25 protein-coding genes are annotated in these 24,863 nt (G+C 61.7%); 13 read left to right on the top strand and 12 right to left on the bottom strand.

Going from position 1 to position 24,863, the window contains the following annotated elements; translation table 11 throughout:
- Positions 1-53: 53 nt before the first annotated feature.
- The 7 genes from C4J87_RS22655 to C4J87_RS22625 all read right to left on the bottom strand — a co-directional run bounded on the left by C4J87_RS22655 (position 54) and on the right by C4J87_RS22625 (position 7,822).
- A complete protein-coding gene (locus tag C4J87_RS22655) occupies positions 54-869 on the bottom strand; it encodes a zinc-dependent peptidase (RefSeq protein ID WP_124368499.1) in 816 nt (271 codons plus the stop codon).
- 6 nt (positions 870-875) lie between these two features.
- Positions 876-1,532 carry a DedA family protein gene (locus tag C4J87_RS22650; RefSeq protein WP_046069710.1) on the bottom strand — a complete coding sequence of 219 codons (657 nt, stop codon included), beginning with the start codon at positions 1,530-1,532 and terminating at the stop codon, positions 876-878.
- A 301-nt stretch (positions 1,533-1,833) separates the two neighbouring features.
- The gene (locus C4J87_RS22645; protein WP_124368498.1) at positions 1,834-2,292 is read right to left on the bottom strand and encodes an N-acetyltransferase; all 459 of its coding nucleotides are present in this window, start codon (positions 2,290-2,292) and stop codon (positions 1,834-1,836) included.
- A gap of 91 nt (positions 2,293-2,383) precedes the next feature.
- Positions 2,384-3,217, bottom strand: a complete 834-nt coding sequence (eutC, locus tag C4J87_RS22640; RefSeq protein ID WP_124368497.1) for an ethanolamine ammonia-lyase subunit EutC — start codon at positions 3,215-3,217, stop codon at positions 2,384-2,386.
- A complete protein-coding gene (locus tag C4J87_RS22635) occupies positions 3,214-4,608 on the bottom strand; it encodes an ethanolamine ammonia-lyase subunit EutB (RefSeq protein WP_124368496.1) in 1,395 nt (464 codons plus the stop codon). The genes eutC and C4J87_RS22635 overlap by 4 nt, the downstream gene beginning before the upstream one ends.
- Positions 4,609-4,661: 53 nt before the next feature.
- Positions 4,662-6,095, bottom strand: a complete 1,434-nt coding sequence (gene eat, locus C4J87_RS22630; protein ID WP_124368495.1) for an ethanolamine permease — start codon at positions 6,093-6,095, stop codon at positions 4,662-4,664.
- A gap of 206 nt (positions 6,096-6,301) precedes the next feature.
- A complete protein-coding gene (locus C4J87_RS22625) occupies positions 6,302-7,822 on the bottom strand; it encodes an aldehyde dehydrogenase family protein (protein ID WP_124368494.1) in 1,521 nt (506 codons plus the stop codon).
- Between the two features lie 271 nt (positions 7,823-8,093).
- Between C4J87_RS22625 and C4J87_RS22620 the strand changes: the two genes are divergently transcribed.
- The 4 genes from C4J87_RS22620 to C4J87_RS22605 all read left to right on the top strand — a co-directional run bounded on the left by C4J87_RS22620 (position 8,094) and on the right by C4J87_RS22605 (position 12,395).
- Positions 8,094-10,001 (top strand): sigma-54-dependent Fis family transcriptional regulator, encoded by a 1,908-nt coding sequence (locus tag C4J87_RS22620; RefSeq protein WP_124368493.1) that lies wholly within the window; start codon positions 8,094-8,096, stop codon positions 9,999-10,001.
- A gap of 141 nt (positions 10,002-10,142) precedes the next feature.
- A complete protein-coding gene (gene mpl, locus C4J87_RS22615; protein WP_124368492.1) occupies positions 10,143-11,492 on the top strand; it encodes a UDP-N-acetylmuramate:L-alanyl-gamma-D-glutamyl-meso-diaminopimelate ligase in 1,350 nt (449 codons plus the stop codon).
- The gene (gene ubiX, locus C4J87_RS22610) at positions 11,489-12,118 is read left to right on the top strand and encodes a flavin prenyltransferase UbiX (RefSeq protein WP_124368491.1); all 630 of its coding nucleotides are present in this window, start codon (positions 11,489-11,491) and stop codon (positions 12,116-12,118) included. The genes mpl and ubiX overlap by 4 nt, the downstream gene beginning before the upstream one ends.
- On the top strand, positions 12,111-12,395 hold the full coding sequence (locus tag C4J87_RS22605) for a YceK/YidQ family lipoprotein (RefSeq protein WP_124368490.1): 285 nt from the start codon (positions 12,111-12,113) through the stop codon (positions 12,393-12,395). The genes ubiX and C4J87_RS22605 overlap by 8 nt, the downstream gene beginning before the upstream one ends.
- 137 nt (positions 12,396-12,532) lie before the next feature.
- On the opposite strand, the gene C4J87_RS22600 is transcribed toward C4J87_RS22605, so the two are convergent.
- From C4J87_RS22600 to C4J87_RS22590, 3 genes are all read right to left on the bottom strand, one after another.
- Positions 12,533-13,174, bottom strand: coding sequence for an oxidoreductase (locus C4J87_RS22600; protein WP_124364566.1), 642 nt, complete (start codon positions 13,172-13,174; stop codon positions 12,533-12,535).
- A 29-nt stretch (positions 13,175-13,203) separates the two neighbouring features.
- Positions 13,204-14,922 (bottom strand): C13 family peptidase, encoded by a 1,719-nt coding sequence (locus tag C4J87_RS22595; protein WP_124368489.1) that lies wholly within the window; start codon positions 14,920-14,922, stop codon positions 13,204-13,206.
- A gap of 105 nt (positions 14,923-15,027) precedes the next feature.
- Positions 15,028-15,483 carry a MaoC family dehydratase gene (locus C4J87_RS22590; protein ID WP_124368488.1) on the bottom strand — a complete coding sequence of 152 codons (456 nt, stop codon included), beginning with the start codon at positions 15,481-15,483 and terminating at the stop codon, positions 15,028-15,030.
- Positions 15,484-15,663: 180 nt separating this feature from the next.
- On the opposite strand from C4J87_RS22590, the gene C4J87_RS22585 reads away from it, so the two are divergent.
- From C4J87_RS22585 to C4J87_RS22570, 4 genes are all read left to right on the top strand, one after another.
- Positions 15,664-16,017 (top strand): CidA/LrgA family protein, encoded by a 354-nt coding sequence (locus C4J87_RS22585; protein ID WP_124368487.1) that lies wholly within the window; start codon positions 15,664-15,666, stop codon positions 16,015-16,017.
- A complete protein-coding gene (locus C4J87_RS22580) occupies positions 16,014-16,730 on the top strand; it encodes an LrgB family protein (protein WP_124368486.1) in 717 nt (238 codons plus the stop codon). Before C4J87_RS22585 ends, C4J87_RS22580 begins: the two co-directional genes overlap by 4 nt.
- A gap of 21 nt (positions 16,731-16,751) precedes the next feature.
- On the top strand, positions 16,752-17,342 hold the full coding sequence (locus tag C4J87_RS22575) for an LON peptidase substrate-binding domain-containing protein (protein WP_124368485.1): 591 nt from the start codon (positions 16,752-16,754) through the stop codon (positions 17,340-17,342).
- A 101-nt stretch (positions 17,343-17,443) separates the two neighbouring features.
- Complete coding sequence (locus C4J87_RS22570) at positions 17,444-17,659, top strand: hypothetical protein (RefSeq protein ID WP_124368484.1); 216 nt, start codon at positions 17,444-17,446, stop codon at positions 17,657-17,659.
- On the opposite strand, the gene C4J87_RS22565 is transcribed toward C4J87_RS22570, so the two are convergent.
- Both C4J87_RS22565 and C4J87_RS22560 read right to left on the bottom strand, forming a co-directional pair.
- Entirely contained in the window at positions 17,653-18,969 is a 1,317-nt protein-coding gene (locus C4J87_RS22565) for a bifunctional DedA family/phosphatase PAP2 family protein (protein WP_124368483.1), read from the bottom strand. The two genes, C4J87_RS22570 and C4J87_RS22565, sit on opposite strands and share 7 nt — an antisense overlap.
- A gap of 146 nt (positions 18,970-19,115) precedes the next feature.
- On the bottom strand, positions 19,116-19,799 hold the full coding sequence (locus C4J87_RS22560; RefSeq protein ID WP_124368482.1) for a DNA-3-methyladenine glycosylase: 684 nt from the start codon (positions 19,797-19,799) through the stop codon (positions 19,116-19,118).
- A gap of 175 nt (positions 19,800-19,974) precedes the next feature.
- On the opposite strand from C4J87_RS22560, the gene C4J87_RS22555 reads away from it, so the two are divergent.
- From C4J87_RS22555 to mrdA, 5 genes are all read left to right on the top strand, one after another.
- Entirely contained in the window at positions 19,975-21,240 is a 1,266-nt protein-coding gene (locus C4J87_RS22555) for a glutamate-5-semialdehyde dehydrogenase (protein ID WP_124368481.1), read from the top strand.
- Complete coding sequence (gene nadD / locus C4J87_RS22550) at positions 21,240-21,884, top strand: nicotinate-nucleotide adenylyltransferase (RefSeq protein ID WP_124368480.1); 645 nt, start codon at positions 21,240-21,242, stop codon at positions 21,882-21,884. The genes C4J87_RS22555 and nadD overlap by 1 nt, the downstream gene beginning before the upstream one ends.
- A 69-nt stretch (positions 21,885-21,953) precedes the next feature.
- Entirely contained in the window at positions 21,954-22,448 is a 495-nt protein-coding gene (gene rsfS / locus C4J87_RS22545; RefSeq protein ID WP_003176298.1) for a ribosome silencing factor, read from the top strand.
- Positions 22,449-22,457: 9 nt separating this feature from the next.
- On the top strand, positions 22,458-22,925 hold the full coding sequence (rlmH, locus tag C4J87_RS22540) for a 23S rRNA (pseudouridine(1915)-N(3))-methyltransferase RlmH (RefSeq protein WP_003176297.1): 468 nt from the start codon (positions 22,458-22,460) through the stop codon (positions 22,923-22,925).
- 15 nt (positions 22,926-22,940) lie between these two features.
- Entirely contained in the window at positions 22,941-24,839 is a 1,899-nt protein-coding gene (gene mrdA / locus C4J87_RS22535) for a penicillin-binding protein 2 (RefSeq protein WP_124368479.1), read from the top strand.
- Positions 24,840-24,863: the final 24 nt, after the last annotated feature.

Here is a 24,863-nt window from a genome sequence, read left to right as displayed (position 1 = left end):
CGGCGATTATAGGCATATTCTGACGCCGATGCCATGCGCCAAGCGTCGTACGGTCATTCGACCTGCGGCTGGTAGCGCGGGTCGTGGGCTTGCAGTTGGGTCAGGCGGGCCAGCGGGTCCTGGCGGTAGAAGCGGCTGAGTTGGGCGTACACCTGTGGGTAATGGCGGACCAGTAAATCCGGGGCGCTGAAAAAATACTCGCTGGTGACGGCAAAGAATTCCGCCGGGTTTTCCGCTGCGTACGGGTCGATCTCGGTGTCGGCGTCCGGGTTGGCGTCCAGTTGGTGATTGAGGTCGTCGAAGGCGCTTTGCATCACGCTGGCCCATTCCTGCACGCGCATGTCGTTGTGCAGTGGGGGCAGGCCGTTGGCGTCGCCGTTGAGCATGTCCAGTTTGTGCGCCAGCTCATGGATGACCAGGTTGTAGCCTTCCCATTGGCCGCTGGCCAGCACGCCGGGCCAGGCGAGGATCACCGGGCCTTGTTGCCAGGCTTCGCCGCTGTGCTCGCCGTCCCACTCATGTTCCACGCCGCTGGCATCGCGATGACGTTGCGGGCTGAGAAAGTCGTCAGGGTACAGCACGATTTCATGGAAGCCCTGATACCAGTCGAGGTCACCCAGGTTCATCAGCGGCAGTTGCGCCTGGGCCGCGAGCAGCAAGCGCTGTTCCTGATGCAGTTCGACGCCGGGCAGGGCGGTGAGGTGTTTTTCGGCGAGGAACAGCACACAGGCTTCGCGCAGCCACTGGTCTTGCTCGGCGGTGATGCCGTCGAGGAAGGTCAGGTGGTGACGCACCCGTTGCCAGGTGTCATCGGCAATCGGGTGCTTGGCCAGCAGGCGCCGGCGACGCCAGGCGCTGAGGGACCACATGGGCGATCAGTGCGGGTTGGCTTCGGAGGAGGTGCGGCCAAAGCGGCTGCGCACCACGCCGATGATCATCGGCACAAGGGATAGCAAGATGATGAACACCACCAGCAACGACAGGTTCTTCTTGATAAATGGCACGTTGCCGAAGAAGTAACCCAAAGTCACCAGGCCGCCGACCCAAAGGATGGTGCCCAGCACGCTGAAACCGAAGAAACGCGGGTAGGGCATCTTGGCAATGCCGGCGACGAACGGCGCGAAGGTGCGCAGGATCGGCAGGAAGCGCGCCAGGGTCACGGTCTTGCCGCCGTGCTTGTCATAGAAGTCGTGGGTTTTTTGCAGGTAGTCGCGGCGGAAAATTTTCGAGTTCGGGTTGCTGAACAAGCGCTCGCCCACGGTTCGTCCTATTACATAGTTGGTGCTGTCGCCGAGGATGGCTGCCAGCATCAGCAGGCCGGCCAGCAACACCGGGTCCATGCCGCCACCTGCGGCGACAGCGCCGGCAATGAACAGCAACGAATCACCCGGCAGGAACGGCATGACCACCAGGCCGGTCTCGCAAAAAATCACCAGGAACAGAATGGCGTAGATCCACGGACCATAGTTGGTTACCAGCATGTCGAGGTAAACGTCGAGATGCAGGATAAGGTCAAGCGGGTTGAAATCCATGGATGGCACCTGTGTGAATGGCCCGGCTCAGCAGGCCAGTGCGGGGACGACGGGGAATAAGGCTACACGTGTATGTCGAGATTCTTACAACCCTGAAAGGTCGGCATTATACGGATTGAATGGTGAAAAGCGTGTGGCTTTTGTAGCGGGGAGTGTCGTGAAAGTGTGAAGCGGTTGGGTGCCGGTTTAATGTGGGAGGGGGCTTGCTCCCGATGGCGGTGGGTCAGTGACATGAATATTGGCTGACATACCGCTATCGGGAGCAAGCCCCCTCCCACAGGGGATCGGCGGTGTTTGAGGGTCAGTCTTCGTTGATCGACAGCACGTAGTTTTTGAATTCGGTGTCTTCGCGAAACCCTATCGACTCATAAGTCTTTTGCGCCACGTCGTTGTCGCTGCTGGTAGACACCCGCAACCGCACCGCGTGGGTTTCCTTGGCCATCTTCTTCGCCGTGCGCATCAGATTGTCGGCGACCAATTGTCGACGTGCGTCCTCGGCCACGTAGATGTCATTGAGGATCCACACGCGTTTTAACGACAACGAGGAAAAGCTCGGATACAGCTGGCAGAACCCCAGCAGTCGCTTGTCATCATCATCGGCCAGCGCCAGGTAGATCACCGATTCCTTGCGCCGCAGGCGCTTTTCCAGAAAGGCCCGCGAGGAGTCCGGGAACGGCAGGGCACCATAGAACTCGCGGTATTTGACGAACAACGGGGTCAGCAGGTCCAGGTGTTCCAGGGTCGCTTGAATAATCCGCATGCCAGGCCTCAACATCCAAATGGGTATGACCACACGCGCGGTGGTGGCTTGATGCTGCCTAATGCCGCGAAAAAGCGCAATCGTGCCGCGATCAATCCGCAGGTGGGCTAAGCAGGAAGTTGCCTTTCATCAGGTCCGGGTCATCTGATTCGATCGTCTGCAGTTGCGCCTCATCCTTGAGATGGACCCCGGACAGTTGCCGGCGACAGGCCTCGCGCATCAGGTACAGCAGGCGATGGGCCGCCATGCCGTAGCTCAGGCCTTCCAGGCGCACATTGGAGATGCAGTTGCGATAGGCGTCGGTGAGGCCAACCTTGGGGTTGTAGGTGAAATACAGGCCCAGGCTGTCCGGCGAACTCAGCCCCGGCCGTTCGCCGATCAGGATCACCGCCATTTTGGCGCCGAGTAGCTGCCCGATCTCATCGGCCACGGCGACGCGGCCCTGTTCCACCAGGATCACCGGTGACAGAGACCAACCTTCGGCGTGGGTCTGTTCTTCCAGGCGTGTAAGAAAAGGCGCGGTGTGTTTATGCACGGCCAGCGCCGACAGGCCATCGGCGACCACGATCGCCAGGTCCACGCCATCGGGATGCGCCGCCGCGTAATCACGCAGGGTCTGCGCCGATTCATCGCTGAGGCGGCGTCCCAGATCCGGCCGTTGCAGGTACATATGCCGGTCGGTGGCGGCGCTGTGCAGCAACAGGCTGTCGCGGTCGCGTTCGGCGAATTGGCGGCTCAGCGCTTGATGGTCGAAGGGCAGATGCACCGCATCCCGCGCCTGGGCGTGGGCCAACTGGAAATCCAGCTGCGCGTTGGTGGGAATGCTGGTGCCGGTGCGGCCCAGGGCAATGCGCGCCGGGGTCAGGCGGCGCAGTTGCAGCCATGGGTTGTCAGGCAGGTCGAGTTGCACAGGCGGCTCCTTCATCCCAGTTGCGCCAACGCGTGGCGGAACGCCGGTGGCAGGCTGTTGCCGAAGCGTACCTTGCCGTCGGCTTGCGTAAAGATGCCCATTTTCGCCAGCCATTGCTCGAACTCCGGCGCCGGTTTCAACCCCAGTGTCTGGCGCGCGTACAGCGCATCGTGGAACGAGGTGGTCTGGTAATTGAGCATGATGTCGTCGGAGCCGGGGATGCCCATGATGAAATTGATCCCGGCCACGCCGAGCAGGGTCAGCAGGGTGTCCATGTCGTCCTGGTCGGCTTCGGCGTGGTTGGTGTAGCAGATGTCGCAACCCATCGGCACGCCGAGCAGCTTGCCGCAGAAGTGGTCTTCGAGCCCGGCGCGGATGATCTGTTTGCCGTTGTACAGGTATTCGGGGCCGATAAAGCCGACCACGGTGTTCACCAGAAACGGTTTGAAGTGCCGGGCCACGGCATAGGCGCGGGTTTCACAGGTTTGCTGGTCGACGCCGAAGTGCGCGTTGGCCGACAAGGCGCTGCCCTGGCCGGTTTCGAAATACATCAGGTTCTGCCCCAGAGTGCCGCGGTTGAGGCTCAAGCCCGCGTCATAGCCTTCCTGCAGCAGGCTCAAGCTGATGCCGAAGCTGGCGTTGGCCGCTTCGGTGCCGGCGATCGACTGGAACACCAGGTCCAGCGGCACGCCACGGTTGATCGCTTCGATGGAGGTGGTGACGTGGGTCAGCACGCAGGCCTGGGTGGGGATGTCGTAGCGCTGGATGATTGCGTCGAGCATCTCCAGCATGGCGCAGATCGAGGCGATGCTGTCAGTGGCCGGGTTGATGCCGATCATCGCGTCGCCGTTGCCGTAGAGCAGGCCGTCGAGAATGCTGGCGGCGATACCGGCCGGTTCGTCGGTGGGATGGTTGGGTTGCAGGCGTGTGGACAGGCGTCCGCGCAGGCCCATGGTGCCGCGAAATTGGGTGACCACGCGGATCTTCTGTGCCACCAGTACCAGGTCCTGTACGCGCATGATCTTGGACACGGCGGCGGCCATTTCCGGGGTCAGCCCCGGCGCCAGTGCGCGTAGGGATTGTTCATCGGCGGCGTCGCTGAGCAGCCAGTCGCGCAGGCCGCCGACGGTCAGGTGGCTGACCGTGGCGAAGGCCTGTTTGTCGTGGGTATCGATGATCAGCCGGGTGATTTCGTCGTTTTCATAGGGAATCAACACTTCTTCCAGGAAGTGCTTGAGCGGGGTGTTGGCCAGCGCCATTTGGGCCGCGACCCGTTCGCCATCATTGTGCGCCGCCACGCCCGCCAGGAAGTCGCCGGAACGCGCCGGGCTGGCCTTGGCCATCAGGTCCTTGAGGCTGTCGAAGCGGTAGGTCTGTGCACCCACCGCGTGGGAAAAGCTTGCCATACAGTGTCTCCTTGACGACGCGGGCAAGGCGCCCGCGTCGAGGTTTACGGCAGTTAGTGCAAGGCGGCCTCTGCGGCCTGGATCGCCGCGAATTCTTCTTCCGGCGTGCCCGCTACCAAGTGATGCCGGCTGTAGAAAGCAAAGTAAGCAATTAATACTCCATAGATGATCGCGGCGCCAATGACCACGCGCGGATCCACCAGAAAGCCCGCCACCACGGCCACGCAGGCCAGTACCAGCGCCACGCCCGAGGTGAAGATGCCGCCCGGCGTGCGGTAGGGGCGTTCCATTTTGGGGCGACGGATGCGCAGGGTGATGTGGGCGGCCATCATCAGCACATAGGAGATGGTGGCGCCGAACACGGCCACCAGAATCAGCAGATCACCCTGGCCGGTCAACGACAGGCCAAAACCGATGATGCCGGGGATCACCAGCGCCAACACCGGCGCCTTGCTCTTGTTGGTCTCGGACAGCTTGCGCGGCAGGTAGCCAGCGCGGGACAGGGCAAAGATCTGCCGCGAATAGGCGTAGATGATCGAAAAAAAGCTGGCGATCAAGCCGGCCAGGCCTACCAGGTTGACGAAGCTGCCCATCCAGGTCGAGCCGCCGTAGGACAATGCCAACGCTTCCACCAGTGGGTTGCCGGATTTGATCAAGGCGTAAGTGCCCGCACCGCCCGGCGCGATCACCAGAATCAACAGGGCAAAACTGGTCAGCACCACAATCGCGCCGATCAGCCCGCGTGGCAGGTCGCGTTTGGGGTTCTTGGTTTCTTCAGCGGCCAGGGGCACGCCTTCTACCGCGAGGAAAAACCAGATCGCATAGGGGATCGCCGCCCACACGCCGACGTAGCCGAACGGCAGGAAAGGGCTGGCACCCTTGGCTTCGGTCACCGGGATATCCAGCAGGTTGGCGACATTGAAGTGCGGCACCATCGCTACCAGAAACACGCCCAGGGCGATGGCTGCGATGGCGGTAATCACGAACATCAGCTTCAGCGCTTCACCCACCCCAAAAATGTGGATGCCGATAAAGATGATGTAGAACGCTAAATAGATCATCCAGCCGCCAATGCCGAACAGCGACTCGCAATACGCGCCAATAAACACCGCGATGGCGGCGGGCGCGATTGCGTATTCGATCAGGATCGCCGTGCCCGTGAGAAACCCGCCCCAAGGGCCAAACGCGCTGCGGGCAAAGCCGTAGCCGCCGCCTGCGGTAGGAATCATGGAAGACAGTTCGGCCAGTGAAAAACACATGCACAGGTACATGGTGGCCATCAGCAGTGTGGCGAGAAACATGCCGCCCCAACCGCCCTGGGCCAGGCCGAAGTTCCAGCCGGCGTAGTCGCCGGAGATGACGTAGGCGACGCCGAGGCCGACCAGCAACACCCAGCCGGCGGCGCCTTTTTTGAGTTCGCGTTGTTGAAAGTATTGGGAGTCGACTTTTTCGAAGTCGACGGAAGAACTTGTGGGTTCGCTGGGCATGGGAAGTACCTTCCATTCTTATTGTTTTAACTCGGCCTCTGTGTGCCGAATGCAGTTCGCAAGTACTTGTGAAGTTCTAAGTGTGGGAGGGGGCTTGCCCCCGATGGCGGTGTGTCAGCTACTGAGTTGTTGGCTGATCCACCGCTATCGGGAGCAAGCCCCCTCCCACCTTTGATTGCATTGCAAGGGTGGGAGGGTGTTGTGGGTTAGAAGAAGCCCAATGGATTAATGTCGTAGCTCACCAGCAAGTTCTTGGTCTGCTGGTAATGGTCCAGCATCATCTTGTGCGTCTCACGGCCCACACCGGATTTCTTGTAACCGCCAAACGCGGCATGCGCCGGGTACAGGTGGTAGCAGTTGGTCCACACGCGGCCGGCCTTGATCGCACGGCCCATGCGGTAGGCGCGGTTGATGTCGCGGGTCCACAGGCCGGCGCCCAGGCCGAACTCGGTGTCGTTGGCAATGGCCAGGGCTTCGGCTTCGTCCTTGAAGGTGGTGATGCTTACCACTGGGCCGAAGATTTCTTCCTGGAACACGCGCATTTCGTTGGTGCCCTTGAGCAGGGTCGGCTGGATGTAATAGCCGGTGGCCAGGTCGCCGCTGAGCTTCTCCACCTTGCCGCCGGTGAGCAGTTGCGCCCCTTCGCCCTTGGCGATTTCCAGATAGGACAGAATCTTGTCGAACTGCTGCTCCGACGCTTGGGCGCCAACCATAGTGTCGGTGTCCAGCGGATCGCCGCGCTTGATCGACTCGACCTTTTTCATCACCACTTTCATGAAGTCTTCATAGATCGACTCTTCCACCAGCGCGCGCGATGGGCAGGTGCACACTTCGCCCTGGTTGAAGAACGCCAGCACCAGGCCTTCGGCGGCCTTTTCGATGAATTGCGGTTCGGCTTTCATGATGTCGGCGAAGAAGATGTTCGGCGACTTGCCACCCAGTTCGACGGTGGACGGAATGATGTTCTCGGCCGCCGCATGCATGATGTGCGAACCCACCGGGGTGGAGCCGGTGAAGGCGATCTTGGCGATGCGCTTGCTGGTGGCCAAGGCTTCGCCGGCCTCTTTACCGAAACCGTGCACGACGTTGAGTACGCCGGGCGGCAGCAGGTCGCCGATCAGCTCCATCAGCACGTTGATACCCAGCGGCGTTTGTTCGGCGGGCTTGAGCACCACGCAGTTACCGGCGGCCAGGGCCGGGGCGAGCTTCCAGGCGGCCATCAGCAGGGGGAAGTTCCACGGGATGATCTGGCCGACCACGCCCAGCGGCTCATGGAAATGATAGGCGGCGGTGAGTTCGTTGATTTCGGCGCTGCTGCCTTCCTGGGCGCGGATGCAGCCGGCGAAGTAGCGGAAGTGGTCGGCGGCCAGCGGGATGTCGGCGTTGAGGGTTTCGCGCACGGCCTTGCCGTTGTCCCAGGTTTCGGTGACGGCCAGCAGTTCGAGGTTCTGTTCGATACGGTCGGCGATTTTCAGCAAGACCAGCGAGCGGTCCTGGGCCGAAGTCTTGCCCCAGGCGTCAGCGGCGGCGTGGGCGGCGTCCAGGGCGTTGTCGATGTCTTTGGCAGTGGAGCGCGGGAATTCGGCGATGGGCTTGCCGTTGACCGGCGACGTATTGGTGAAGTAATTGCCATCGACCGGGGCAACGAATTCTCCACCGATGTAGTTGCCGTACTTGGCCTTGAACGAAACGATAGCGCCTTCAGTACCGGGGTGTGCATAACGCATGGTGGGCATCTCCTGCTTTTATGTTTATTGGAGTACAGCGCGGCAAGCGCGTGATAAAGCGTAGAGCAAAGGTTGGGCCACTGCGTTGCAGGCCAGGTAAATCAAGGGGTTAATATTTTTACCGGGCGTTGCTGTCACCCCGTCGGTACAGGTGGGGTGACAGTGTGTGTCATAAACGATACGGCCCGTGACCGGCGGGTCGGGTCGGGATTGCAATGGCTGGGTGCCTGGAGGATGCTGGGCGTTCTCACGCAGGGAGAATAATAAGAACATGCACAACGATCAGTTCAGTCGCCATGCCCAGCAAGTCTTGACCGTCACACGCGGGCATGAACGCTCCCAAGGCCCCGGCAGCGATCCGTCCATTGCCCGCTCCTGGCTGCGCTGCCTGGAGGACTACCACCTCGATCCCGCGCAAACCATCGCCCCTACCGTGCTCGAACAGGGGCGCCTGCTGGAAAGTCGCGAACGCCTGCAGCAGGTGCTGCACATCGCCGGCAACGAGATGAACAGCCTGCATCAACAGCTCTCCGGCGCTGGCCACGCGGTGCTGCTCACTGACGCGCGCGGCGTGATCCTCAACTGCGTCACCGCGCCGTCCGAGCGCAAGATTTTCGAGCGCGCCGGGTTATGGCTGGGCGCCGATTGGAGTGAGGCCCGCGAGGGCACCAATGGCATCGGGACGTGCCTGGTTGAGCGCCAGTCCGTGACGATTCATCGCGACGAACACTTTCGCGGCCGTCACACCGGGCTGACCTGCTCGGCGAGCCCGGTGTTCGATCCTCACGGTGAACTGCTGGCGGTGCTGGACGTGTCGTCGGCTCGGGAAGCGGTGTCGCGCCAGAGCCAATTCCACACCATGGCGCTGGTCAACCTCTCGGCGAAGATGATCGAGAGTTGCTATTTCCTGCGCCACTTTGAGCACCATTGGCTACTGCGTTTTCACCTGCAGGCAGAGTCCGTGGGCCTGTTCAGTGAAGGGCTGCTGGCGTTCGACGGTGAGGGGCGCATTTGCGCGGCCAACCAGAGCGCGCTGAACCTGCTCGCCCGCGCGCGCAACGGTTTGCTCGGCCAGCCGGTGGAGATGTTTTTCGACTGCACACTGGATCAACTGCTGAGCCGCACCAGCGCCACTGCGAGCGCCAGTTGGCCGTTGCGTACCCGTGAGGGGCGCAGCCTGTTTGCGGCATTGAGAGGCCAGCCACGCCGGGTGCCCACACCGGCTACCCAGCCCGCATCGCCAAGGCTTTCCGGGATTTGCCTGGGCGACCCGGCGCTGCAAGACGAAATGCGCAAGGCGCTGCGGGTGTTCGAGCGCGATGTGCCACTGCTGATCAACGGTGAAACCGGGTGCGGGAAAGAAGCGTTCGCCAAGGCCGTGCACCGGGCCAGCCAGCGTTCCGATAAGGCCTTTGTCGCGCTCAACTGTGCGGCCATCCCGGAAAACCTGATCGAAAGCGAGCTGTTTGGCTATCGCGGTGGCAGTTTCACCGGAGCGCTGAAGGAAGGCATGCGCGGCAAGCTGCAACAAGCCGATGGCGGTACGTTGTTTCTGGATGAAATCGGCGATATGCCGGTGGCGCTGCAAACCCGTTTGTTGAGAGTGTTGGAGGACCGCCTGGTGGTACCTATCGGCGGTGAGCCCCAGGCGGTGAACGTGCGAATTATCAGCGCCACCCACCGAAATCTGCTTGAACGTGTGCAGGACGGCAGCTTTCGCGAGGATTTGTATTACCGCTTGAACGGCCTGGAAGTCGCCCTTCCGGCGTTGCGTGAGCGCCGTGACAAGTCGCAACTGCTGGACTTCCTGCTGGCGCAGGAGGCGGGTAAGCAGGCTGTTGGCCTGACGCCTGCAGCGCGTGAAGTTCTGTTGGTGTACGCCTGGCCGGGCAATATCCGACAGCTGCGTACGGTGTTGCGCACGCTGGTCGCGCTGTGCGACACAAGCCTGATCGGGCTTGAGGATTTACCTGCGATCATCCGCCAGGCTCGCGCGCAATCGAGTGAACAGCGCCCTGCACGTTCGCCCCTGGACGACGCCGAGCGGGCGGCTTTGCTGGCAACGCTGGAGCAGCAACGCTGGCACATGAGCCATACGGCGCAGCAGTTAGGGGTGAGCCGTAATACGCTTTACCGAAAGTTGCGAAAGTATGACATTTCACGCAGTTTGGTCGTTTAGCCGTGAAAAATGCAGTTCACCATGAAATCCATGGGTTGCTTCACAGGCCTGCCTACTGCCGGCGCACTTGGCAGAGTGACCTAAAGAGTGCCATTTCCTACTCCCTGCGCTAACCTGCCTCGATGATTTACGAGGTCAACTATGCACATTCATATTCTGGGTATCTGCGGCACGTTCATGGGCTCGATGGCGGTACTTGCCAAAGAGCTGGGCCATCACGTTACCGGCTCCGATGCCAATGTTTATCCGCCCATGAGCACCCAGCTACAAGCTCAGGGCATTGAGCTGACTCAAGGCTACGACCCGGCTCAGTTCGACCCGGTCCCCGATCTGGTGGTGATCGGCAACGCCATGTCCCGGGGTAACCCTGCGGTCGAGTATGTGCTTAATAAAGGCTTGCCGTATGTCTCCGGCCCCCAGTGGCTGGCCGACCATGTGCTGCAAGGGCGCTGGGTGCTTGCGGTTGCCGGCACCCACGGCAAAACCACCACCAGCAGTATGTTGGCCTGGGTGCTGGAGCATGCGGGCATGAGCCCGGGTTTCCTGATTGGCGGTGTGCCACAGAACTTCTCGGTGTCGGCGCGCCTGGGGGAGACGCCGTTCTTCGTGATCGAGGCCGACGAGTACGACAGCGCGTTCTTCGACAAGCGTTCCAAGTTCGTCCACTACCGTCCGCGCACGGCGATCCTGAACAACCTTGAATTCGATCATGCCGACATCTTCCCGGATCTGCCGGCCATCGAGCGGCAGTTCCACCACCTGGTGCGTACCATTCCAAGTGAAGGGCTGGTGATTCACCCGACCACCGAACCGGCGTTGCAGCGCGTGATCGAGATGGGCTGCTGGACTCCGGTGCAAACCACCGGCGCGGGCGGGCAGTGGCAGGTCAAATTGCTCAGTGACGACGGTTCCAGGTTTGAAGTGCTGTTCGAAGGCCAACCCCAAGGCACGGTCGAGTGGGACATGACCGGCCAGCATAACGTCGCTAACGCCTTGGTCACCCTGGCGGCTGCGCGGCATGTGGGGGTGGTGCCTTCCATGGGTATCGCGGCATTGAGCGCATTCAAGAGCGTGAAGCGGCGCATGGAAAAGGTAGCCGATGTGAATGGGATTACCATCTACGATGATTTTGCCCACCACCCCACGGCGATTGCCACGACGTTGGACGGCCTGCGCAAACGCGTCGGTGATGCGCAGATCATTGCCGTCGTCGAGCCGCGCTCCAACTCCATGAAGCTGGGGGCACACCGTGATGGCCTGCCGGAAAGCGTCAATGACGCCGACCAGGCGGTCTGGTATGCACCGGCCAACCTGGGCTGGGACCTGCCGGCGATCGCCGCGCGGTGCAGTGTGCCTTCGACCGTCTGTGACTCGTTGGAGGGCATCATCGAGCACGTCAAGCAACTGGCCAAGCCGGGCACCCATGTGGTGATCATGAGCAACGGCGGCTTCGGCGGCTTGCACGGCAAGCTGGCCGAGGCGCTCAAGTGAGCGGCCCGGAACGCGTCACCCTGGCGATGACCGGCGCCTCCGGTGCGCCTTATGGCCTGCGTTTGCTTGATTGCCTGGTGCGTGAAGACCGTGAGGTGCATTTTCTGGTCTCCAAGGCGGCGCAGTTGGTGATGGCGACTGAAACCGATGTCGCATTACCGGCCAAGGTGCAGATGATGCAGGCGTTCCTCACCGAATACACCGGCGCGGCGGCGGGGCAGATCAAGGTCTATGGCAAAGAGGACTGGATGTCGCCGGTCGCTTCCGGCTCCGGTGCGCCGGCGGCGATGGTGGTGGTGCCCTGTTCCACCGGCACGCTGTCGGCGATTGCCACGGGCGCCTGTAATAATTTGATCGAGCGCGCGGCAGACGTGACCTTGAAGGAACGCCGTCAGTTGATCCTGGTGCCGCGTGAAGCGCCCTATTCGAGCATCCATCTGGAGCACATGCTCAAGTTGTCGAACATGGGCGTGACCATATTGCCCGCATCGCCAGGCTTCTATCATCAGCCGCAGACCATCGATGATCTGGTGGACTTTGTGGTGGCGCGTATTCTCAACTTGCTTAATATCCCGCAAGACATGCTGCCACGCTGGGGCGAGCATCACTTGAGCGGCGATGAATAAGGCGCTGCTGGTCGTGCTGGCGCTGCTATTGGCCGGCTGCGCCACCGCTCGCACGCTGGATGCCGCGCAACCTGGCGCGCCGGTGGTGTATGCCGGCACGCGGTTGGACCTGTATGCGATCAATGGAGGCTGTTGTGCCAAGGACAGATTTGGCGCTGAGGCGCCGAGTTACCCGCATATCGACCTGCCGGCCAGTGCGCTGCTCGACACCCTGTTGTTGCCACTGTCGGCGTTGACGGTGCTGGGTGTGGGCTTCAACGCCACCGGCGGGCTATAACTCGACCTTAATGGCAACACAAAACCAAATGTGGGAGGGGGCTTGCTCCCGATAGCAGTGGTTCAGTCAACCCATCAGGCGACTGACCCACCGCGATCGGGAGCAAGCCCCCTCCCACATTTGTTGCTGTGTAGACTTTATTTACCGAGCTTGCGCAGCTCATCCGACTCCACCACGCGCACCCCGTCCTGCTCTTCCAGCGCCAGGCGCCACATGGCGCGGGCCAGTTCGCAGACTTCAATGCCGTGGTACTTGCCCGGAATCAGGCGTGACAGCGGCCCGGCCAGTTGTTCGGCCAGGCGCGGCTCGAGTCTTTCGCCCAACAGCAACGATGGCCGCACGATCGTTAGTTGCGGCCAATCCTGTGCTCTCAACGCCTGCTCCATTTCCCCTTTGACCCGGTTGTAGAACACCGAGGATTTCGGGTCGGCGCCAATCGCACTGATCACGATCAGGTGCCGCGCGCCCATTTCCCGTGCGCGCTTGGCGAAGGTCACCACCAGATCCAGGTCGACCGCACGGAACGCCGCTTCCGAACCTGCTTTCTTGATCGTAGTGCCCAGGCAGCAGAAAGCGATATCCACTTGGCCGCTCAGGTGTGGCAGGACCACTGCCGGGTCGCCCACCGGGTTTTCCAGGCGCGGGTGTTCAGCCAATGGTTTGCGGCTGGGTGCCAGTACGCGGGTCACGGTGGGTTCGTTGAGCAGGCGGTCCAGCAAGTGTTCGCCGGTAAGGCCAGAGGCGCCGGCCAGCAGGATATGCTGCGGTGTCAGGTACATGGTGTTTCCCCCTTGTTACACGTTACAGCTTAGTTGCCTTTGGCTTCCTTGCTATTCATTGAGACGCTTTCGAGCGCCTTTCGTGCCTGCTGTTTGCGTAATAATTGCCAATGGGCGATCACGCCCTTGGGGGCCCAGATCTGCGGTTCGGAGGCTTCGAAATTGTCCGCCTGTTCGCGTTCGGCCACATGCAGTTGTGCCAGTTTGAACGCCTGTTGCAAATCGTCTGTTTGGCTGAAAGCTTGTGCGAAAAGGGCATCACCAAAGTAGGTGAAGTCTGCTTCTTCTGAACAACCGAACGACACGCGATCCGCGCGCGAGGCGGTCATGATCAGCGTGCGTTCATCCTTCAATGCCGGGATGAATCCGCCGGAGTAACAGGCGGAAATCACGATGATCTTGTCGCGGTTTTTCAGCGGCGCGAGCACGGCGGCCAGCTCGTCGGCCGGCAGGTCGGCCAGCTCCATGCGCGGCTGGTCCAGCACCAGTTCGTGTTCATGAGTGCCGTGGCTGGTCATATAGATGAACACCAAGTCTTCCGGCCCGCTGCGTTCGGCCAGGGTTTGCACGGCACGGCGCAGATTTTCGCGGGTGGCCATGGGGCGGTCGGCGATATGGTCGCGGTGGTTGACCAGGCGAATCTGCCCATGTGCACCGAAGCGGGTGGCGAGCATATTGCTGACGTAATCGGCTTCGCGCAGGAATACGCTTTGCTTGCCGTCACCGGCCAGTGCCAGGGTGTACAGCTCGATGGCAGGCGTAGACGCGGGCACGGCGGCGAGGGCGTCAGCCAGCAAGCGACCCTGGGCCAATACGCCGATTTCCAGTGGGTCGGGCAGCAGCTTGCCCTCGGCATCGCGCACGCGCATGCCGTTGACCCAGGTGCCGGCCTGAACCGTGCCATCGGTGAGCACCAGCGTGCCGCGGCCCTGGTAGCTGTCGCTGTCGAAGCCGCCGATATAGAAGCTGCCATCGGTAAGGTTCAGGCGACCTTCGCCGCTGAAGCGCCAATCGATGAACTGGCCGACGTAGTGGCTGCCATCGACGCCGATCAATTCGCCCTTGCCGCTGAGCACGCCTTCCTTGAACTGGCCGATCCACACGTCGCCGTCGGCGTTTTCATAGCGGCCCTTGCCGTTGAGCTGGTTCTGTTTGAATTGGCCGACGTAGATATCACCATCCGCGCTGTTGAACGTGCCGTTGCCTTCCAGCTGACCATCGACGAAGTGGCCGCTGAACTGATTGCCGCTGTCGTCGTTGCGCTGGCCTTCGCCATTGGGCTTGCCGTGGGCGAATTGGCCCTGGTATTGGCTGCCGTCGGCCAGCTCCAGGCGTCCGAGGCCGGAGTACTGGTCGTCCTTGAATTCGCCGCGGTAGGTCATCTGCCCCTCTTTGAGGGTGCCTTCGCCGTTGCGTCGACCGTTCTTGAAACCACCGACGTAGCTGCTGCCCGCCGTGGTCAGGCGGCCCTGGCCGTCAAACAGGCCCTGCTTGAATTGGCCCTGATAGACTTCGCCGTTACTGCCATGCCATTCGCCCTGGCCATGCCACTGGCCCTTATCGAACTCGCCGGCGTACCAACTGCCGTTGGGGTAGTCGACACGGCCCTGGCCTTGCAGCAAGCCGTTGACCACATCACCACGGTAGCGGCCGCCATCGGGCAGGCGCGCGTCGGGCGGCAACAGCGATTCGCCGTCTCCGCACGCGGTGAGCAACAGGGCAAGGGCAAGGGGAGCGAGTGGGCGCATAGCGGGATCCGGATAATTGAGCGCCGAGTATGCCGCAGCCGAGAGGTTCATACATAAATTTACATACACTGTGGCAAGGTTTGTTGCCTCACCACAGGCAGCGTCCTACACGAAGCAGAGTGACAGCGACTCGGCGATGTAGGCAGGTTTCTCCTGGCCTTCGATTTCCAGGGTGGCGGTGGCCTTGAACAGCCATTGGCCGGGTTTTTTCTCGTGGACATCGGTGAGCGTGACGTTCAGGCGCACCTTGGAGTCGACCTTTACCGGCTGGATAAAGCGCACGCTGTCGAGGCCGTAATTGACCGCCATCTTCAGGCCTTCGGGCATGATCAGGATGTCTTCCATCAGCTTGGGCATCAGCGACAGCGACAGGAACCCATGGGCAATGGTGCTGCCGAACGGGGTTTGCGCCGCCTTGACCGGGTCGACGTGGATGAACTGATGATCGCCGGTGGCCTCCGCGAACAGGTTGATGCGCGCCTGGTCGATGGTGAGCCACTCGGAACGTCCGAGTTCCTTGCCGACATACTCTTTGAGCTGCGCTACGGGTACCTGGGGCATTGCATCTCTCCTGGTTTCATCGTTTTTATCCCCCGCCGATGAGGGTTTTTTATGGGATACAGAGAACCAATGTAGATCATCATGGGCAATCGGCCCGGTCAACGACATGCTTTTGGCGAATGCCGGAGCATAGGGCGGGCGTGCTTATAATGCGCGCGGGCTTTAAGGGGGAGAAAGCGGATGCTGTTACGTGGCCTGACCTGGCTGGTGTTGTTTCAACTGATCGGCACAGCGATCAATCATCTGCTGTTGCCGGTATTGCCGGGACCGATCATCGGCCTGCTGCTGATGCTTGGCTTTCTGATCTGGCGCGGCGAAGTCAGCGAGCCGCTGAGCCTGGCGGCCGGCAGCCTGCTGCGGTATCTGCCGTTGCTGCTGGTGCCGCCGGCCGTGGGCGTGATGGTGTATGCCAAGGACATCGTTGCAGACTTCTGGGCCATCGTCGGCGCGCTGGTGCTGTCGCTGGTCATCGCCATGGGCGTCGTCGGCGTGCTGATGCAACAGATGGTCAAGCGCAAGGAGAAGGGCCAATGATGTTCGATTGGCAGGGCGCCTGGACGGCCGTCATTCATCACCCACTGTTCGGGATCGGCATCACCCTGGGTGCTTATCAACTGGTACTGGCGGCTTTCGAGAAAACCCGCTGGATCTTCCTGCAGCCGGTGCTGGTCTCCATGTTGCTGGTGATTGGTGTGTTGCTCACTTGCGGCCTGAGCTACGTCGAATACCGCGAAAGCACCGAGATCATGGGCATTCTGCTGGGGCCGGCGACGGTAGCCCTGGCGGTGCCGCTGTATCTGAACCTGCGCCGGATTCGCCAATTGTTCTGGCCGATCTTTACTACGCTGGTGATAGGTGGGGTGTTGGCCACCGGCCTGTGCGTGGTGTTGGGCTGGTGGTTCGGCGCTGAACACAGGGTGCTGATGACCATGGCGCCCAAGTCGGTGACGTCGCCAATTGCCATGCTGGTGGCCGAGCAGATCGGTGGCGTGGCGGCATTGGCCGCGGTGTTCGTGTTGATCACCGGGGTGGTCGGCGCGATGATCGGCCCGGCGCTCCTGTCGCGCCTGGGCGTACACAGCCCCGAAGCACGCGGCATGGCCCTGGGTATGACGGCCCATGCCGTCGGCACCTCGGTGGCCCTGCAGGAAAGTGAAGAATGCGGCGCCTTCGCGGCGCTGGCGATGAGTCTGATGGGCGTGGCCACGGCGGTGTTCCTGCCGCTGGCCGTGTCGGTGATCGTTTGAACCGGGTTTAAGGAAACCTTTATGAATCTGGCGCTGTTTCCGCTCAACACTGTGCTGTTCCCTGGCTGCACCCTCGATTTGCAACTGTTCGAGGCGCGCTACCTGGACATGATCAGCCGCTGCATGAAAAAGGGCGAAAGCTTCGGCGTGGTGTGCATCCTTGACGGCAAGGAAGTCGGCCTGGCCCCGGACGGCTATGCGCTGATTGGCTGTGAGGCGCTGATTCGCGACTTCAAGCAACAGGACAACGGCCTGCTGGGCATTCGTGTCGAAGGCGGGCGGCGTTTCCGCGTACGTGACGCCCAGGTGCACAAGGACCAGTTGCTGGTGGCCGAGGTGCAGTGGCTCGAAGAGCTGCCGGACCAGCCGCTGGAAGAAGAGGATGCCGACCTGCTGGCGCTGCTGCAGGCATTGGCGGAGCACCCGATGGTCGCTTCGCTGGATATGGACGCCCGTGCCGAGGGCCAGCAGGCCCTGGCTAATCAGCTGGCGTATCTGCTGCCGTTCACCGAGGCCGACAAGCTCGACCTGCTGCAACTCGACGATCCGCAGCAGCGGCTGGATGCGATCCAGATGCTGCTGGATGAGTTGCAAGGTGAATTATTCACCTGAAATTCGGATTTCCCTGACGTGGTTTTCAGACTTTGTTTCGTTGCTTCCAGCAGCGTGGCTTGCACTATTTTCCGATCACAACCTAATGATCGGAGATGACCATGATTCGGCTGACACCCTCGGAACAAGAAGCCTGGGACGCGTACCTTGTCAGCGTGACCACGCAATTACTCCAGCAGGATGCCACGCGGGGCCCGGAATACATCGCCGAACGCGCCGCTGAAATCGCTGATGAAATGCTGCTGGAGCGACGCGAGCGTTGCGTTGAGCGCCGCTCGGCATCGGTGGAGTGGATCGGCCCGGCCAAGGATCAGTAAGCGTACCTGAGCAAAGCATGGGACGTGCCGGTAAAAGCAATAAACCCGAGCACGGCCACCACGGCGGGCAACACCAGCCACCAGGCTTTTTGCGTCATCGCGGGCAAGGGGCTGCGGTACTGACTGAAGCTGAGGCTGAACGCGCAGACGGTCATCGCCAGCAGCGTGCCGGCCAGGATGTCCGTGGGCCAGTGAGCACCCAGGTACACCCGCGACAAGGCAATGAACGCGGCGGGTATGCAGCCCAGTAGCAGCCAGGTAAGGCGTAACCGCGTGGGTTGGCCCCGGCCTGCCAGTACCGACAGGGCCAGAAAGAACGCAAACGCGCCGGAGGCATGGCCGCTGGGCATGCTGAAGCTGGTGAGCGGGTCGGTAAGGATTTCCGGGCGGCCACGGGCGAAGAAGAGCTTGGTGCCGGTGTTGATCACGGCGGCTCCCGCCAGTGTGACGCCAACGAATAGGGCATGACGCCACTGTCGCGCCAGTAGCAGCAGGCCGGTGAACACCGCGCTGGCCACGAACATTTTCTTGAACTCGCCCAGTTGGGTGATGCGCACCATTACTTCGTCAAGCCACGGGCTGCGATGTTCCTGCACAAGGGCGCTCAGGCCCTGGTCGAAATGGTTGAGGTGCGGGTAGCCGATGAACAGCGCGACCAGCAAGGTCAGGCTGGCGCAACCAATCCACAGGGTAGCGCGACGATGGCCGCGCAGGCTGCTGTTCAAGCTCAGCCCCAGCAGCACCGCCAGGCAGGCCGCGACAATGGCCGCTTCCGGCCAGAAACCTTCCGGCAATGGCAGGCGGAACGCAGCGCCAGCGGCCCATCCCGGCAGCAGATAAGCCACCGACCACCCCGCTGCCGCGATAACGCTCACGGCCGCGAAGCGCGGGAACGGCATGTCGCACATGCCGGCCACCATCGGCAGCATGGGGCGCAGCGGGCCGATGAAGCGCCCGACCAACAGGCTGGCGATGCCGTACTTATGGAAATAGGTTTCAGCGCCATTCATCCATTCGGGGTGCTGACGAAGGCCGGGCAGGCGTCGGATGTTCTGGTGGAAATGCCGGCCCAGGTAGTAGGAAACCCCATCGCCCAATAAGCCGCCGAGGAATCCCAGCAGCAGGGTTTCGCTCAACGACAGCGCGCCGCTGCCGGCCAGTGCGGCAATCGCGAACAGCAGCACCGTACCCGGCACGATCAGTCCGGCGATGGCCAGGCATTCCACGCACGCAACGATAAACACCGCCGCCGCCAGCCATTGTGGGTTCAGGGTCAGCCAGCCGGTAATGCTATCGAGCCATTGGCCCATACACTCCACTCCATTTCTGTAATGCATATGCTGAAACGCTGATGATCAACTGTGGGAGGGGGCTTGCTCCCGATGGCGGTGGGTCAGTATCAGATGGTCTGACTGACACACCGTTATCGGGAGCAAGCCCCCTCCCACATGGAGCATCAAATCAAAAAATAATCGCGGCCTTCGACCTGTCCCCGGCGCAGCGGGTTCCGTGTGCAATAAGGCGCATAGCCAGCATCGACGAAACGGTACATCAAATGCTCATCGCGCCCGCTGGGGATGCCCAGTCGTGTGGTCTGGATGATCTGCGTGGGCACCTGGCCTACGTCTTCCACATACAACAGTTCCTGATCGAAGCGCTTGGCATCCCACATCGGCACCTTCAGGCCCAGCGCCTTGCACAGCAGCGTCTGGCCCGCACAGAGTTTCTGCGCGGCGCGCGGGCTGCCGTCGGGGTTCGGGTTGTTCAACAGCATTTGCGCCAGACTCGCCGGGCCGGAAATTTCATCGACCCAGGGATACGCCGATTTGATCAGTACGGCATTGCCCGGGCCGTGGGCGCTGAAATTCAGCGAATCACCGCCACGGGCGTAGTACATGTAAATATGTCCGCCATCCAGAAACAAAGCCTTACGCTTTTCTGTGTAGCCGAGTGAGGCGTGGCTGCCTTTTTCGGCCACGTAATAGGCTTCGGTTTCAATAATTCGGGCTGAAAGCCAAATTCCGCCGACACGATGACGGATGACTTTTCCGAGCAGTTCTTGCGCGAGCAACTGTGCATCGCGGTCGAAGAAGCTGTCGGGGAGGGCGCTGGCAGGGAGTTCGGGCGTCATTGTGGGCATAACGTTCAAGGTGATTACGGCTAAATGTGACGGAATCATAACAACTCCCACCTTAATTACCGCTGAACCCCAGGTTTTTACAGTTCATTTCGACCATCCGCCCCTCACCGCTGTCAGTCGGGCGGCGTCACAGCTATAATCTGCCGCTTTCCTCTTTGCCAAGACTACCTGACCCATGACTGAGTCCGTTCTTGACTACATGACCCGCCTGGGTCGCGCTGCCCGTCAGGCCTCGCGGTTGATCGCCCGTGCGAGCACTGCGCAGAAGAATCGCGCGTTGTTGGCCGCCGCCGACGCTCTGGATGCTTCGCGCCCAGCGCTCACCGCCGCCAACGAACAGGACTTGGTCAACGGCCGCGCCAATGGCCTGGAACCGGCCCTGCTGGATCGCCTGGCGCTGACCCCGGCGCGTATCGACGACATGATCGAAGGCTTGCGTCAGGTGGCCAAGCTGCCTGACCCCATCGGTGAAATCCGCGATATGCGTTACCTGCCGTCCGGCATCCAGGTCGGCAAGATGCGCGTGCCCCTGGGCGTGATCGGCATCATCTATGAGTCGCGCCCGAACGTGACCATCGACGCCGCGAGCCTGTGCCTCAAGTCGGGCAATGCCACCATCCTGCGCGGCGGTTCCGAGGCCATCAACTCCAACCGTGCCATCGCTGCCTGCATTCAGCAGGGCCTGGCCGTGGCCGAGTTGCCCGCCGAGGTGGTGCAAGTGGTGGAAACCACTGACCGCGCGGCGGTTGGCGCGTTGATTACCATGCCGGAATTCGTCGACGTGATCGTGCCGCGCGGTGGCAAGAGCCTGATCGAGCGCGTCAGCCGCGACGCCAAGGTGCCGGTGATCAAGCACCTGGACGGCGTGTGCCACGTCTACATCGACATCGCCGCCGACCTCGACAAGGCGATCCGCATCGCCGACAACGCCAAGACCCACCGCTACGCGCCGTGCAATACCATGGAAACCCTGTTGGTGCACGCCGGCATCGCCGAGCGCGTGCTGCCGCCGCTGGCCGCCATTTATCGCGACAAGGGCGTGGAGCTGCGCGGTTGCGAGCGTACCCGCGCGTTGCTGGGCGCGGATGTGATCGAGGCGACCGAGCAGGACTGGTACACCGAGTACACGGCGCCGATCCTGTCGATCCGCATTGTCGACGACCTGGACCAGGCCATCGAGCACATCAATAAATACGGTTCCAAGCACACCGACGCCATTGTCTCCGAGCATTTCAGCGATGCCCGGCGTTTCCTCAATGAAGTGGACTCCGCTTCGGTGATGGTCAACGCCTCGACGCGCTTTGCCGATGGCTTCGAGTACGGCCTGGGGGCGGAAATCGGCATCTCCACCGATAAGCTCCATGCCCGTGGCCCGGTTGGCCTGGAAGGCCTGACCAGTGAGAAGTACGTGGTGTTCGGCGACGGTCACGTGCGCACTTGATGGCTAAACGCATCGGGCTGCTCGGCGGTACTTTCGACCCCGTGCACATCGGCCATTTACGCAGTGCCCTGGAAGTCGCGGATGCCCTGGCGCTGGATGAATTGCGCCTGATGCCCAATTTCCGGCCGCCCCATCGCGATACGCCGCAGGTGTCAGCGCAACAGCGCCTGGAAATGGTGCGCGTTGCCGTGGAGGGTATATCGCCGCTGGTGGTGGACGATCGCGAGCTCAAGCGCGATAAACCGTCCTACACTGTCGACACCCTGGAACTGATGCGCGCCGAGCTGGCCGCCGATGACCAGTTGTTTCTGCTTTTGGGCTGGGACGCATTTTGCGGCCTGCCCTCTTGGCACCGCTGGGAGGAACTCCTCCAGCATTGCCACATCCTGGTTCTGCAACGCCCGGATGCCGACAGCGAACCGCCGGATGCCTTGCGCAACCTGCTGGCTGCGCGGTCGGTAAGTGACCCCTTGGCCCTGACCGGGCCGAACGGGAATATTGCATTCGTCTGGCAGACCCCGCTTGCGGTGTCCGCCACCCAGATCCGTCAACTGCTGGCCAGCGGTAAGTCGGTACGTTTCCTGGTGCCTGACGCGGTCCTGGCCTACATCGATGCGCACGGACTTTACCGTGCGTCGAACTGAAAAGGCGCGCTTGTCGCTACGCACCGTCGTGCAGCGAGCGCCCGAACATACGAGCAAAACGAGTTTTATATGACGAACAAAGACGTAAGCAAAGTTAAGCGCAAAGGCACCTTCAAGAGCGCGCCGCTGCCGGTAGAAGCCCACGTTGGCCCGGAACTGGCTGGCGAAGAGCTGGTAAAAGTTGCCGTGGCTGCCCTGGAAGACGTGAAAGCCCAGGACATCCAGGTGCTCGACGTACGCGACAAGCAGAGCATCACCGACTTCATGATCATCGCCACCGGTACCTCCAACCGCCAGATCGGCGCGATGCTGGACAAGGTTCGCGAAGCGGTCAAAGCCCAAGGCGTGAAGCCACTGGGTGAAGAAGGCAAGGGCGACAGCGACTGGGTGCTGCTGGACATGGACGACGTGATCGTTCACATGATGACCTCCAACGCCCGCCAGTTCTATGACCTGGAGCGTCTGTGGAAAGGCGCCGAGCAGAGCCGTGCCGCCGATGGCAAGCACCACAGCCCGGAAGTGGGCCACGCGCACTTCGACAAGCTCAACAAAGACCAGGAATAAGGAACGGCTGTGCGCCTGCGTCTGATCGCTGTCGGTTCACGCATGCCCAAGTGGGTGGAAGAGGGCTGGCACGAGTACGCCAAGCGTCTGCCTGCCGAGCTGTCGCTGGAGCTGGTGGAAATACCGCTCAATACCCGGGGCAAGAATGCCGACGTGGCGCGCTTTATCCGTCAGGAAGGCGAAGCCATGTTGGCCAAGGTCGGGCCCAACGAGCGCATCGTTACGCTCGAAGTGCACGGCAAGCCCTGGAGCACCGAGCAGTTGGCGGTGGAACTGGACCGCTGGCGCCTGGATTCGCGCACCGTCAACTTCATGGTCGGCGGCCCCGAAGGGCTGGCGCCGGAAGTCTGTGCGCGAGCCGATCAGCGCTGGTCGCTGTCGGCACTCACGCTGCCGCACCCGTTGGTAAGGATTCTGATCGGTGAACAGCTGTATCGCGCCTGGACAGTTCTGTCCGGGCATCCTTATCACAAATAATCTGCGCCATTCCCGATGACCCAGCCGATCCGCATCAAGGACCACGAGAAAGACGCACGTCTGGTACGTGCGCGCGTGGTATTTGGCGCGATCATGGTGGTGGCGCTGATCGGGGTGCTGATCGCGCGCCTGTATTACCTGCAGGTCATCCAGTACGAATATCACTCCACCTTGTCGGAAAACAATCGGGTGCATGTGCAGCCGATCCCGCCGACCCGTGGGCTGATTTTCGACCGCAACGGCGTGGTGGTGGCGGATAACCGGCCCAGCTTCAGCCTGAGCATGACCCGCGAGCGTTCCGGCGACTGGCAACAGGTGCTCGATGTGATCGTCGAAGTGCTGCAGCTGACGCCGGAAGACCGAGTCATCTTCGAGAAGCGCATGAAGCAGGGGCGCCGACCTTTCGAGCCGGTGCCGATTCTGTTCGAGCTGAACGAAGAGCAGATCGCACGGATCGCGGTGAACCAGTTCCGCTTGCCGGGCGTGGAGGTGGTGGCGCAGTTGGTGCGGCATTACCCCCAGGGGCCGCACTTTGCGCACTCGGTCGGCTATATGGGGCGCATCAACGAGAAAGAGCTGAAAACCCTCGATCCGGTCAATTACAGCGGCACCCATCACATTGGCAAAACCGGCATCGAGCGTTTCTACGAGCCCGAGCTGCACGGCCAGGTGGGTTACGAAGAGGTCGAGACCAACGCTCGCGGCCGCGTATTGCGCGTGCTCAAGCGCACTGATCCGTTGCCGGGCAAAGACATTGTGCTGAGCCTGGACATCAAGCTGCAGGAAGCCGCCGAAATGGCGCTGGGCGGTCGTCGCGGTGCAGTGGTGGCGCTGGACCCGAAGACGGGCGAAGTGCTGGCCATGGTCAGCCAGCCAAGTTTCGACCCCAACCTGTTCGTGACCGGCATCAGCTTCAAGGCCTACGCCGAGTTGCGCGATTCCATCGACCGGCCGCTGTTCAACCGCGTGTTGCGCGGTCTGTACCCGCCGGGTTCGACCATCAAACCGGCGGTGGCGATTGCCGGCCTGGATTCGGGTGTGGTCACGGCGTCGAGCCGGGTCTATGACCCCGGCTACTACATGCTGCCCAACTACGATCACAAATACCGTAACTGGAACCGCACCGGTGACGGCTATGTCGACCTGGATACCGCGATCATGCGCTCCAACGACACCTATTTTTATGACCTGGCCCACAAGCTGGGTATCGATCGCTTGTCGACCTACATGGGCAAGTTCGGCCTCGGTCAGAAAGTCTCCCTGGACATGTTCGAAGAATCCCCAGGCCTGATGCCGTCGCGGGAGTGGAAGCGGGCGACGCGCCGCCAGGCGTGGTTCCCCGGCGAAACCCTGATCCTCGGCATTGGCCAGGGTTATATGCAGGCCACCCCGCTGCAACTGGCCCAGGCGACGGCGCTGGTGGCGAACAAGGGCATCTGGAACCGTCCGCACCTGGCCAGGACCATCGAGGGCGAGAAACCGCTGGACGAGAACCCGATCCCCGACATCGTGCTGCGCGACCCTTCCGACTGGAACAAGGTCAATCACGGTATGCAGCAGGTCATGCACGGCGCCCGTGGCACCGCACGCAAGGCGGCGATCGGTGCGCAGTACCGCATCGCCGGCAAGAGTGGTACCGCCCAGGTGGTCGCGATCAAGCAGGGTGAAAAGTACGACCGCTCCAAGGTTCAGGAACGCCACCGCGACCACGCCTTGTTTGTCGGTTTTGCCCCCGCCGATGACCCGAAAATCGTGGTGGCGGTGATGGTGGAGAACGGCGAGTCCGGCTCCGGCGTCGCGGCCCCGGTGGTGCGTCAAGTGATGGACGCCTGGCTGCTGACCGCCGACGGCAAGCTCAAGCCCGAATATGGCGGCCCCCCTTCAAGCCCCGAGGTTACGGCCCGTGAAGAGTAATTTTGACCGCATCCTCTCCAGTGA

Source organism: Pseudomonas sp. R1-43-08 (assembly GCF_003852255.1).
GTDB lineage: Bacteria > Pseudomonadota > Gammaproteobacteria > Pseudomonadales > Pseudomonadaceae > Aquipseudomonas.
This window is presented reverse-complemented; position numbering and strand designations above follow the sequence as displayed.